The sequence below is a fragment of the Rahnella aquatilis CIP 78.65 = ATCC 33071 genome (assembly GCF_000241955.1).
Taxonomy (GTDB): Bacteria; Pseudomonadota; Gammaproteobacteria; order Enterobacterales; family Enterobacteriaceae; genus Rahnella; species Rahnella aquatilis.
The window spans coordinates 892,229-904,047 of sequence record NC_016818.1 but is presented as its reverse complement, the minus strand read 5'-3'; the positions used below and the strand labels follow the sequence as shown (position 1 = coordinate 904,047).

At 52.4% G+C, this 11,819-nt stretch carries 9 protein-coding genes and 1 pseudogene; 5 read left to right on the top strand and 5 right to left on the bottom strand.

The window, feature by feature from the left end; translation table 11 throughout:
* Window positions 1-35: 35 nt before the first annotated feature.
* Complete coding sequence (locus tag RAHAQ2_RS04130; protein WP_015696036.1) at window positions 36-776, top strand: GntR family transcriptional regulator; 741 nt, start codon at window positions 36-38, stop codon at window positions 774-776.
* Window positions 777-782: 6 nt separating this feature from the next.
* Here RAHAQ2_RS04130 and RAHAQ2_RS04125 read toward each other — a convergent pair whose 3' ends face one another.
* Window positions 783-2,384, bottom strand: a complete 1,602-nt coding sequence (locus RAHAQ2_RS04125) for a PTS transporter subunit EIIC (protein ID WP_015696035.1) — start codon at window positions 2,382-2,384, stop codon at window positions 783-785.
* A gap of 616 nt (window positions 2,385-3,000) precedes the next feature.
* Here RAHAQ2_RS04125 and RAHAQ2_RS04120 point away from each other — a divergent pair.
* The 3 genes from RAHAQ2_RS04120 to RAHAQ2_RS04110 are packed head-to-tail and all read left to right on the top strand — an operon-like array spanning window position 3,001 to window position 8,689.
* Complete coding sequence (locus tag RAHAQ2_RS04120; protein WP_015696034.1) at window positions 3,001-4,134, top strand: efflux RND transporter periplasmic adaptor subunit; 1,134 nt, start codon at window positions 3,001-3,003, stop codon at window positions 4,132-4,134.
* A 9-nt stretch (window positions 4,135-4,143) separates the two neighbouring features.
* Window positions 4,144-7,293: an efflux RND transporter permease subunit gene (locus tag RAHAQ2_RS04115; protein WP_015696033.1), complete on the top strand. Its 3,150-nt coding sequence runs from the start codon at window positions 4,144-4,146 to the stop codon at window positions 7,291-7,293.
* A complete protein-coding gene (locus RAHAQ2_RS04110) occupies window positions 7,286-8,689 on the top strand; it encodes an efflux transporter outer membrane subunit (protein ID WP_015696032.1) in 1,404 nt (467 codons plus the stop codon). Before RAHAQ2_RS04115 ends, RAHAQ2_RS04110 begins: the two co-directional genes overlap by 8 nt.
* A gap of 86 nt (window positions 8,690-8,775) precedes the next feature.
* On the opposite strand, the gene RAHAQ2_RS04105 is transcribed toward RAHAQ2_RS04110, so the two are convergent.
* The 4 genes and pseudogenes from RAHAQ2_RS04105 to RAHAQ2_RS04085 form a co-directional block, all read right to left on the bottom strand.
* A complete protein-coding gene (locus tag RAHAQ2_RS04105) occupies window positions 8,776-9,033 on the bottom strand; it encodes a type II toxin-antitoxin system RelB/DinJ family antitoxin (protein WP_013574135.1) in 258 nt (85 codons plus the stop codon).
* Window positions 9,034-9,200: 167 nt separating this feature from the next.
* Window positions 9,201-9,443, bottom strand: a complete 243-nt coding sequence (locus RAHAQ2_RS04100) for a helix-turn-helix domain-containing protein (RefSeq protein ID WP_037040500.1) — start codon at window positions 9,441-9,443, stop codon at window positions 9,201-9,203.
* Window positions 9,444-9,483: 40 nt separating this feature from the next.
* The gene (locus RAHAQ2_RS04095; RefSeq protein ID WP_015696031.1) at window positions 9,484-9,963 is read right to left on the bottom strand and encodes an Hcp family type VI secretion system effector; all 480 of its coding nucleotides are present in this window, start codon (window positions 9,961-9,963) and stop codon (window positions 9,484-9,486) included.
* A gap of 239 nt (window positions 9,964-10,202) precedes the next feature.
* A pseudogene (locus tag RAHAQ2_RS04085) lies at window positions 10,203-10,879 on the bottom strand (hypothetical protein).
* Window positions 10,880-11,400: 521 nt separating this feature from the next.
* On the opposite strand from RAHAQ2_RS04085, the gene RAHAQ2_RS04080 reads away from it, so the two are divergent.
* The gene (locus RAHAQ2_RS04080; protein WP_015696029.1) at window positions 11,401-11,580 is read left to right on the top strand and encodes a hypothetical protein; all 180 of its coding nucleotides are present in this window, start codon (window positions 11,401-11,403) and stop codon (window positions 11,578-11,580) included.
* The last annotated feature ends 239 nt before the right edge of the window (window positions 11,581-11,819 follow it).

The following is an 11,819-nucleotide window of genomic DNA, read 5'->3' as shown; positions in this document are numbered from 1 at the left end:
TAAGTGAAATTGAAACGGATCGGAGGTAAGGGTTAATGAAGATAGATAAAAATTCGTTCACACCGCTTTATCTGCAAATTGAGCAGCAACTTACCGAAAAAATCAGCACCGGTGAAATTCGCCCCGGTGATCCGATCCCGACCGAAGCCGCTATGTGCGAGATCTATGGCGTATCACGCATGACCGCGCGAAAGGCCGTGGATTATCTGGTGCGTCAGGGGCGTGTGGCCCGTTTTCGTGGTCGCGGCACCTTTGTGGTTGAACCGCCAAAACAGCAGAAAATCATTCTGCCGCTCGACCGGCATCTCACCGCCAGCGAAGTCGCCCAGGAAAATAATCAGCGCATTGAAAATCAGGTGCTGGAATTTCGCCGTATGCCTGCCAGTGAAGACATCGCCCGCGAGCTGAATATTCGGCCCGGTACTGAAGTTTATTTTATGATCCGCCTGCGTCTGCTGGGTGATGAGCCGTTTGTGTATGAACAATGCTGGATGCTGTGCGACCGGTTCCCGGATATCACCCGCGCCGCCATGACCTCGTCAAAATATGCCTATATCCGCTCGAAAGGTTTCCAGCCTGCGGGCAGCACCAAACTGATTTCGGCAGAACTGCCGTCCAACGAGATCCGCCTCGCGCTCAACCTGTCACGCGACCAGCCGGTGCTGCATTCTCACGCGATTGTGTCGTTCACTGACGGCACGCTGTTTGAAGTGTCTGATGTTTACTACAACCAGAAAAACTATGGCTTCAGCGTCCATGCCAAAGTTAAAGTTTAAGCGCCGTCAGGCAATGCCCGACAACTCCGCCTTCACCAGATTTGCCACCTGTTCAACCTGCGGGCCATAAATGACATGCACGTCCGTTTCGGTGATGCGTTTCACCCCCATCGCGCCGGTTTTCATTAATGTGCCATCCTGTACCTGAGTCATATCTTTCACCTTCACACGCAGACGGGTGAAACAACAATCAACCGCCGTAATATTCCCCTCGCCGCCCAGTCCGATGATAATATTTTTGGTTTTTTCGCCCGTACCCTGCGCCGGTTTTGCACGTTCTTCGGCATCATTTTCATCCTCACGTCCCGGCGTTTTTATCTGCATCCGCAAAATGACCCAGCGGAAGGTGAAGTAATACAGCGGTGCATAGAAAATGCCGAGGATCAGCGGATACCACCAGTGCGTGCGGCTGCCGCCGAGCACACCGAAGATCAGGAAGTCGATCGCCCCGCCCTGCACGTTACCGATCATCACATGCAGCATCTGCATTAACACAAACGACACACCGGTCAGCACCGCGTGCAGGATGTACAGCACCGGCGAGACGAAAATAAAGCAGAACTCAAGAGGTTCAGTGATCCCGGTGGTGAACGACGCCAGCGCGCCCGCCAGCATCAACGCTTTCACGCGGCCTTTGTGTTCCGGCCGTGCGCAGTGATACATCGCCAGCGCCGCCGCGGGTAACCCGAACATCATCACCGGGATTTTCCCCTGCGCCAGGAAGCGCGTCGCCTGCTGCGTGACCGCATCAGGGATCAGGCCCGGATTCGCCAGTGCAGCATTAAAGATGTTCAGCGCGCCGACAATGCTCTGGTTATCCACTGTTGTCACGCCGCCGATGGGCGTAAAGCGCACGGTTTCATTAATGATGTGATGCAAACCGGTTGGGATCAGCAAACGTTCTGACGCAGCATAAATAAAGGTACCGATCTCGCCCGTGCGCCCGATCAGCTCGCCGATCCACTGGATCCCCAGCGCAACAGTCGGCCAGATCAGCGACATCAGCACACCGACGATCGGCAGCACCAGCACGGTGATAATCGGCACAAAACGCCGCCCGCCAAAAAACGCGATCGCCGTCGGCAGCACGATGGTATAGAAACGATTGTGCAGCCACATGGTGATTAACCCGACCAGCACCCCGCCCAGCACGCTCATGTTGTAGGTGAAAATCCCCAGCGTGTTGGTGAATTCGGCGGCGTAAATCATCGCGTCGCTTTCGGTCATGCCTTTTGCAGTGAGTTTGGCGACGGTAATGGTTTCCGGCGTAATACCCTGCGCCAGCAGGCTGTAATTCACCCCGACGTGCAACCCGACAAAGCCGATCACAGCCGAAAAGGCCGCCGTGGCCTTCTCTGCATTAGCCAGCCCCATTGCCGTGGCAACCGCAAAAAACAGCGGCAGGTTGGCAAAAAGCGCACCCGACACCTGGCGGATAAAGCCGATCACCAGTTGCAATGTTTTCATCTGGGTAAAGGTTTCACCGGTCACCGCCGGGTTCTGCAACGCGGCGGCCAGACCTAAGAAAATCCCGGCGGCGGCAATCACCGAGATAGGTGTCATCAGGGCTTTCCCCAGATCGTGTACCTTGCTGCCAAGTTTTATCATCTGTCTTCCCTCAATTCGCTGGCTAAAAATAAACCGTTAATTGAGTTAAGTCACAGAATGTATAGTTGTATAGACATAACAGTCAGGAGTATGAAAGGGATCACAGTTTTGCGGGAGGAAAGCAGGTGTGGAGGTAAAACAAAAAAAAGCCCACATCGGACTGTGGGCGCGGGGGTTGCAACTGGCCGTTGTTCAGAACGGCTGGCAACAAGCAAATGTGAGAACTGCTTGCTCTCGGCTCTTAAGGTAACGGCTGTGACCGGGATCCTTCAGCCTTTTCTGGTAAGGAGCAGGTTAAAATGTATAAATTTGTTTGATTTACTTCACACTTTTTTAACACCCAACAATTCATTCACTTTTAGAATATTCATCTGTTAATTATTCTTAGAGCATATTAATTAGTTTACTAAGTAACTAGTTTCCTGCTATTTTGCACTGCACGAAAAGATCAAAACCACACAATAATAAGGGGTTATACAGCAACATTTCTCTCATATTTTGAAATATCGAAACATGGGTGATGACAATATCCTTACACCGGAAAACCGGGCGCTCTCGTATAGTGGAGGACTTGTTGAGAATGGTTATTCTCAATTCCCCAAAAAGAGTGAATTCTATGCGCCTCAAGTTACTTTCTGTCAGTACAGTGGTACTGCTTTGTGCATGTGATGGTTCCGCCAGTTCTGCTTCCCCGGCAGCACAGACCCCTGCGGTGAATGTCGTTACTTTGCACAGCCAGCCCGTCACCCTGACCACCAGCCTGCCCGGCCGCACCACTGCCGTACGCAGCGCGGAAGTCCGTCCGCAGGTGAATGGCGTGATCCAGAAACGCCTGTTTGTGGAAGGCAGCGAAGTCAAAGCCGGTCAGCAGCTTTATCAGATTGATCCCTCAACCTATCAGGCGACATTTGACCGCGCCATGGCGACCTGGAAAAGCGCCGATGCGACCGCCCGCCGCTACAAGCCGCTGGTTGAGGCGCAGGCCGTCAGTCGTCAGCAGTATGACGATGCCGTCGCTGCCGAACGGGAAGCCGCAGCGGATGTCGAAACCGCCCGTGTCAATCTGCAATACACCAAAGTGTACGCGCCGATCTCCGGTCACATAGGCCGTTCGATGTATACCGAAGGTGCGCTGGTCACCAGCGGCCAGACGGCGTCTCTGACCACCATCGATCAGCTCAATCCTATTTATGTCGATGTGAACGAATCCTCGCTGGACGTGCTGAAACTGCGCCGTGCGCTGGCTTCCGGTAAGTTGCAAAGCGCCGGTGACAACGCCGCCCAGGCCACCCTGACGCTGGAAGACGGCAGCAAATATGCCCTGCCGGGCAAGCTGGAATTCTCCGAAGTCACCGTGTCGCAAAGCACCGGTTCCGTCACCCTGCGTGCCTCCTTCCCGAACCCGCACGATGAATTGTTACCGGGGATGTTTGTTCACGCCCAACTGCAACAAGGCATTGATGACAAAGGCATTCTGGTGCCACAGGAAGCCATCATGCATGACGTGAAAGGCGCGCCGTATGTGTACGTAGTGAACGCCGATAACACGGTCGCACAGCGTTCCATCACCACCGGTCAGATGATGAACGGCAACTGGCTGGTGAATCAGGGCCTGAACGATGGCGACAAAGTGATCACCGACGGATTACAGAACGTCAGGCCGGGTGCCAAAGTGAATGCCACCGAGCGTAAAGCCAGTGCCCCTGCCGAACAGGCTAATCTCGCGATGACCGATCCTTCCGCGCAATAGGTGAGCTGAATGTCTACTTTCTTTATTAACCGCCCTATATTCGCCTGGGTTGTCGCCATCGTCATCATGCTCGCCGGTGCGCTGTCGATCATGAAACTGCCGATCAGCCAATACCCGAATATCGCGCCGCCGGCAATTTCCGTCAGCGTCACCTATCCGGGTGCGTCAGCGGAAACCGCCCAGAACACTGTGGTTCAGGTCATTGAACAGCAACTGAACGGGCTGGATAACCTGCGCTATATCGAATCGCAAAGTAACAGCGACGGCAGCGCCACCATCATTGCCACCTTTGATCAGGGCACCAACCCGGATATCGCGCAGGTTCAGGTACAGAACAAAGTGTCTCTGGCCGAATCGCAACTGCCGACCGAAGTAGTCAATCAGGGGATCCGTATTGCCAAATATCAGGCCAACTTCATGCTGCTGGTCAGCCTGATTTCGACCGACGGTAAAATGAGTAACTCGGATCTGAGTAACCTGCTGGTGACCAAACTTGAAGACCCGATCGTGCGTACCAAAGGCGTCGGCGACTTCCTGCTGCTCGGTTCAGAATACGCGATGCGTATCTGGCTCGACCCGGCAAAACTGTATAAATATCAGCTGGTCCCAAGTGATGTCAGCACGGCCATAGAAGCACAAAACGTGCAGGTATCGTCCGGTTCCCTCGGCGGCCTGCCGACGGTCAAAGACAGCAAACTCAGCGCAACGATCATTGGTAAAACCCGTTTCGACAGTATTCATCAGTTCAAAAACGTACTGCTGAAAGTGAATGCAGACGGCTCTCAGGTGCGTCTCAGTGATGTCGGCAACGTCGATCTGGGGCCGGAAAGTTATTCCATCTCCTCGACCTTTAACGGCAGACCGTCTACTGCTATCGCCCTGCGTCTGGCAAGCGGCGCGAACGTGCTGGACACCGACAGAGCAGTAAGAGAAACCATCGCCGGGCTGGAAGATTCTCTGCCCGCCGGCGTGAAAGTCGAGTTCCCGTACCAGACCGCGCCGGTGGTCAGCGCGTCGATTGAGGAAGTGGTGAAAACGCTGATCGAAGCCATCGTGCTGGTGTTCTGCGTGATGTTGCTGTTCCTGCAAAATCTGCGCGCGACGCTGGTGACCACGCTGGTGGTGCCGGTGGTTCTGCTCGGGACATTCGGTATTCTGGCGGCAGCGGGTTATTCCATTAACACCCTGACCATGTTCGGGATGGTGCTGGCGATCGGCCTGCTGGTGGACGATGCCATCGTGGTGGTGGAAAACGTCGAACGCGTGATGACGGAAGAAAAGCTCTCACCAAAAGACGCCACCATTAAATCGATGAAACAGATCCAGGGTGCGCTGTTTGGTATCGCCCTGGTGCTGTCTGCCGTGCTGGTGCCGATGGCCTTCTTCGGCGGCTCGACCGGGATCATCTACCGTCAGTTCTCGATCACCATCGTGTCTGCCATGGCGCTTTCGGTGCTGATGGCGCTGATTTTCACCCCGGCGCTGTGTGCCACTATCATCAAACACAATGACGAGGAGAAAGCCCAAAAAGGCTTTGCGGGCTGGTTTAACCGTAACTTCGATAAAGGCGCGATGCGCTATACCCGCGCCGTCGGCACGGTGATCTCCCGCCGCCGTCTGTTTATGGGCATCTACCTGCTGATCGTCATCGCCACCGGTTTTATGTTCACCCGCGTGCCGACCACCTTCCTGCCGGATGAAGATCAGGCCGTAATGTTTGTTCAGGCGACGTTGCCCGCCAACGCTTCGGCAGAACGAACCCAGCAGGTGCTGGATAATGTCCGGGAATACCTGATGACGCAGGAAAGCGGCATCGTTTCCTCGGTGTTTACCGCCAACGGCTTCAGCTTCGCCGGACGAGGCCAGAACGTCGGGATTGCGTTCGTACAGCTGAAAACCTGGGCAGACCGCCCGGCCGCCGCGCAAAAAGTTCAGGCGCTGGCCGGTCGTGCGATGGCGCATTTCGCGACGATCAAAGACGCCCGCGTATTTGCTTTCGTTCCGCCAGCGGTCATGGAACTCGGTAATGCCACCGGCTTCGACTTCTTCCTGCAAGACACCAACGGCAAGGGGCATGAAGCCCTGATGGCCGCGCGTAACCAGTTCCTGCAACTGGCTTCGCAGGACAAACGCCTGACGGCTGTGCGTCCGAACGGGATGGAAGATGAGCCGCAATATCAGCTGGAAATTGACGATGAACGTGCGCAGGCGCTGGGTCTGAGCCTCGATGACATCAACAACACCTTGTCAGCGGCCTGGGGGTCAGCGTATGTGAATCAGTTCATGTACAACGACCGCGTGAAACGTGTTTACATCCAGGGCAAGGCGGCTTCCCGCGTCACGCCTGAAGATCTGAACAACTGGTATTTCCGTAATTCCAGCGGCGATATGGTGCCGTGGAGCGCCTTCGGCAGCGGCAAATGGGTGTACGGCTCACCGCGTTATGAGCGTTTCAACGGCGTGTCTTCTGTCGAACTGATGGGTTCACCGGCACCGGGCTACAGCTCAGGTGATGCCAACGAGGCGGTGATGGAAATCGCGGCCAAACTGCCACCGGGTTACAAAGTGGCATGGCATGGTCTGAGCTATGAAGAGAAGCTTTCCGGCTCACAAACCCCGGCGCTTTACAGTCTGTCGATGATCGTGGTGTTCCTGTGTCTGGCAGCGCTGTACGAGAGCTGGTCAATTCCGTTCTCCGTCATGCTGGTGGTACCGCTGGGGATTTTAGGCACCATCGGTGCCGTGCTGCTGCGTGGCTTGTCGAATGACGTCTTCTTCCAGGTTGGCCTGCTGACGACCGTCGGGCTGGCAGCGAAGAACGCCATATTGATTGTCGAGTTCGCCAAAGAGTTGCATGAGAACGAAGGGATGTCGGTCACCCAGGCGGCCATCGAAGCAGCCAAACTGCGTATCCGGCCAATCATCATGACCTCAATGGCCTTTATCCTCGGCGTATTCCCGCTGACGATTTCCAGTGGCGCGGGCGCGGGCAGCCAGCATTCCATCGGGACGGCGGTGGTCGGCGGCATGCTCACGGCGACCTTCCTGGCGATCTTCTTCGTGCCGATGTTCTACGTCACGGTGGTGAATCTGTTCACCCGCAAATCGAAAAAACACGATAAGGCGCTTCCTGCACCAGAGGCCACACACCATGAATAAACCGCATTTCGCACTGTCGCTTGTCAGCGCGTTTTCACTCACCCTGCTGGCGGGCTGTACCCTGGAACCTGATTATCAGCGCCCTGCACTGCCGGTCGCCAGCAACTGGGATGGCGCGAAAACCAGCGCTGCGCAGGATATCGGCTGGAAAGCCTTCTTCAATCAACCGGCGATGAAGCAGCTGATTGGCATGTCTCTGGCTAACAACCGCGACCTGCGGGTCGCGGCATTAAACGTCGATACCGCACGCGCTACCTTCCAGATTGACCGCGCCGCTCTGCTGCCGACACTCGACGCCAGCGCCGGTGAAACTAACCAGCATCTGCCGGGCGGATTGTATTCAACACAAACCAGCGGACCAGTGACGTATCAGCAATACAGTGCCAATCTGGGCGTAACCTCTTATGAGGTTGACCTGTTTGGCCGCTTACGCAGCCTGCGCGATCAGGGGCTGGAAACTTACCTGGCGACAGAAGCCACGCAGCGCGCCACGCAAATCTCGCTGGTGTCTGAGGTCGCTTCCGGCTATCTGAGTCTGGCGGCGGATAACGATCTGCTAAAACTGGCAATCAGCACCGCCGACAGTCAGAAAAAATCGTACGAACTCACCAAACGCAGCTACGATTCCGGCATCGACACCTCACAGGATCTGGTGCAGGCCGAAACCACGGTGCGCGCGGCGCAGGCCGATATCGCCCAGTACACACGCCAGGTGCGTCAGGACGTCAACGCGCTGACCCTGCTGGTCGGCACCACCATCCCCCAGAGTTTGCTGGCGAACGCCACCCTGCAACAGGACTGGAAATTCCCGCAGACACCGGCCGGTTTGCCCTCTGATCTGCTGACCCGCCGTCCGGATATTATTTCCGCTGAACATACGCTGAAAGCTGCCAACGCCAATATCGGCGCGGCGCGGGCGGCGTTCTTCCCGAGCATCACGCTGACCGGCACGGCAGGCACTGAAAGCGGCAGCCTGAGTAAACTGTTCGATGGCGGTACCGGCGCGTGGTCATTTATGCCTTCGGTTAACATCCCGATCTTCGACGGCGGCGTGAATCAGGCCAATCTCGACATCGCGAAGGACACCAAAAAAATTGATATCGCTAACTATGAGAAAGCGATTCAGACGGCATTCAAGGAAGTGTCCGACGGCTTAGCTGGTCAGGCGACTTACAAAGACGAACTGCGGGCCCGCCAGCAGGACGCCGACGCCAACCAGCGCAACTTCGATCTCTCGCAGATGCGCTTCAAAGGCGGTGTCGACAATTACCTCAGTGTACTGGTCGCACAGCGCTCCCTGTACTCTGCTCAGCAAACACTGATCACCACCCAGCTTGCCCAACTGAATCAGGACATCAGTTTGTATAAAGCCTTAGGGGGCGGCTGGAAGGAGTGATTTTTGAGTGAATGGAAACGCCGACGGAAGTCGGCGTTTTTCGCATCCTTTTTGAATCTTGTCTGATAAACAATCCTTAGCACATATCACCATCCCAGATCGTGCTTCAACTCCTCAATCGTTGCGACACTTTCAACACCAATTCCATTTTCCATATCACGAATGGCCTGAAGTGTTTTTGCATTAGGCTGCAACAAATCGACGGGTAGCTCAGCATTCACAGCCAACCTATTTACAACCATTCGAATGATTGTCGAAAGATCCAACCCCATTGCCTTTGCGTTTGCCATTGCAGCAGCCTTTGACGCTGAAGTTACTCGAGCTCTGACAACAGTGTCAGTCATAAAACCTCCGGATCAATTTTGTCGTGTAGCTACATTGTAGCCCTCATGTAGCCACTGAACAAAATGTATTCACTTACAGAGCAGTGTGCAGAATATAGATTACTGTTTTATCAGCAACTCTGTACTTTCATCGCTGCGGCAAAGCTTCCAAAAAAGCTCATCGTCACTCAGGATTTCGCTGAATTCCGAATGACTTTCACTACCAACTCCTCCCGCGCATCAAAATAACGGCTCGGCCAGATCACGCTCGGATGCACATCCAGCGCCTGTGCAATCACCTTCTCCCCTTTCGGCCATGACCGCGACAGCGCATTCGACAACGTCGATGAACTCAATCCCGCACTGCGCGATACCGCTGCCAGCGTCGTACCCCGTTTTCCGGTGCACCCACCTCGGGTGGCATTAGCTATTCTTTACCTGTGGGAAATGTGCCGCAAATAAAAACGGTGGTCATGCACAACAACGGTCATTCCATGAATCTCGGTAGATAATGTTTCCGTCAGTGTACTTCCATGTGATCGCCTCATAACGTAACTCTAGCGTTTCCAGATGCGTGCTGCTCATGCCGCCTGGAGCCAGGTAGGGTGAAATTGTCGTGATTTTGACGTTATCCAGGATGATATTGAAATACTCGGCCTCGATGCCAGATTCCAAGATGCGGTACATCTTGATTATTGCCTTCTTCATGGTTCGGCCTTCACACACTGCTCGATACAGGAGAGGCGTAGTCTGATCGAATTCTTTCACTATCGTGATAGGCCGATGAACGCGCGTACCCGTGAGTTTTCCGCATTGAGAATCAACGGGGATAGTGACACCGTGGGAGAATGATTTCAGCTCAATGGAACCTAAACGCAGTGGCATCATGCAGCTACCGACAACCGGAGAACCATTTTCATCTTCAAGCCATAAGTGAGCGGGTGTGGACATTCAATTTCCTTATCAGTGATAATTTAACAGCGGTTAATTTTTCGACCGTCACCATTTACAGTAACGTATAAAAATAACAATCATAACTATGGCGAATACGCCTATCGGCCAGACGGGACTATCAGGAAAAAAATAACCCTGAAATAGTGCGAAAATAATCGTGAGAACCACAGGCCCGTACAGTGATGATAAAAACGCTAGTTGCCACAGTAGAAATTTCTTTAGATATTTAATCATGGTTATCGAATCATTCGAGTAATGATACTTGCGATGTTGGAATCAGACCATTGCACTTCAAGTGCACCCGCGCGTTCGAACACTGGCTCAATAAGGAAATACATCATTTCCAGCTCTTGCGCATAAAGGGCTGCGTAATAGGCGGGATATCGAACGGATAGACGATGGGCACTATCCACCGCTTTCTGAACCAAGCCATACGTAGTCACTACACCGGCAACCGTACCAGCTGCACGCCCCGTAAGAGAGCTGAGTTGCACACTTAGACTCAATCCAATGCGGCCGCTAAAGCATATCCTGCCCCTGTAAGTGAGCTGGCGGCGATATGAACATTCACAGCCATGAGCTGTTTTTTGATATACTCTAATTGGTCATTGGTTTTGTATTTAAATATTTCTTCAAAGTAGATATGAAGCATATTATAGACAACATCACCATTCTGGATAATTCGAATGACACCGTTCCTGAAGCGCAGATCTTCCGTCTTTTGTTTTTGGCAAACATCGTTATATTCATCGGTAAAACAGGACGTATAATACAACAGCCTGGTAGCACCCTTCCCTAATGTTTCAACTTGATTTGCGACCTGCTGACCGACAGCAGTTACAGCGTGATCTAGCTTTAGTGCAAGAATTTTATTCGCCTGTAAATGACTAATAATTTCATCGTTACCGTACATAATCGTTCCTTGCGTAAGGTACTAAGTCCATGCTGATCGATTTACCATTGAGTGGGCCCCACGAAAAGCCAGACAGTAGAAGTCTCTTAACTTAAGAGATAGGTTTGGGTATATGTCTAACACTAACGCTAATTTTAGTTACGACAGCAGCACGGTACAGGATGTGATGCCTGGCGTGGTAGAAAAGCGGTTCGATACTCATTTACCGGAAAATCAATCCAGTGGCTGACGGGCAACAGTTCGGCTTATGTAGCGCATGAAACCCGCTGAGTCCATTTAAAAAAGAGCCATTACGTTATGCCCATATGTTTTCACAATCTATTGGAGAACCTTTAAAAATGGAATTTTCAGAAATTTATTACTAATTAGGCGATTAAATCACCTCTCTTCAGACGGCCAAATTTAGCGCGCCACTCCAGTATTTACGCTCGTAAGTAGTCGATATCAACCGTCACTCACTAAGGAAAATTTATAGCCGTTACTAGCCTCACATAATCAGAAATTACCCTTGTATAATCCTGATGGCTGTGGTGCTATTTAAATCTTACCAAACGCCTGGAATCTTATACACCGCTGAATTAGAAATTTTTTATTATTTTATTGAACCTGCATTAGAGGATGTAATAAAGAAAGTAAGGGCTAAAATGCTGCGTAATTTAGATGAGGCTTATGAAGAGTTAAGGGACAAATATAATGTTTAAAAGCTTAATATCTTTATTATTATCAGACATTTTATTTCCTATTGTTATTATTTCATCATGGCTGCTTTGTATCTATATCTTTCCCTCGTATGGCGTGTTGATAGGCGCGGCATCGGTAATCATCTGGATTCTCATTTTTGCGAAACTTACATCAAAATTTGATAAATACAAATAAAAAAATGAGTTAAAACGCATATGAAAACTATCTTACTTCGTTATGAAGCGAGTACCTGGAAGTA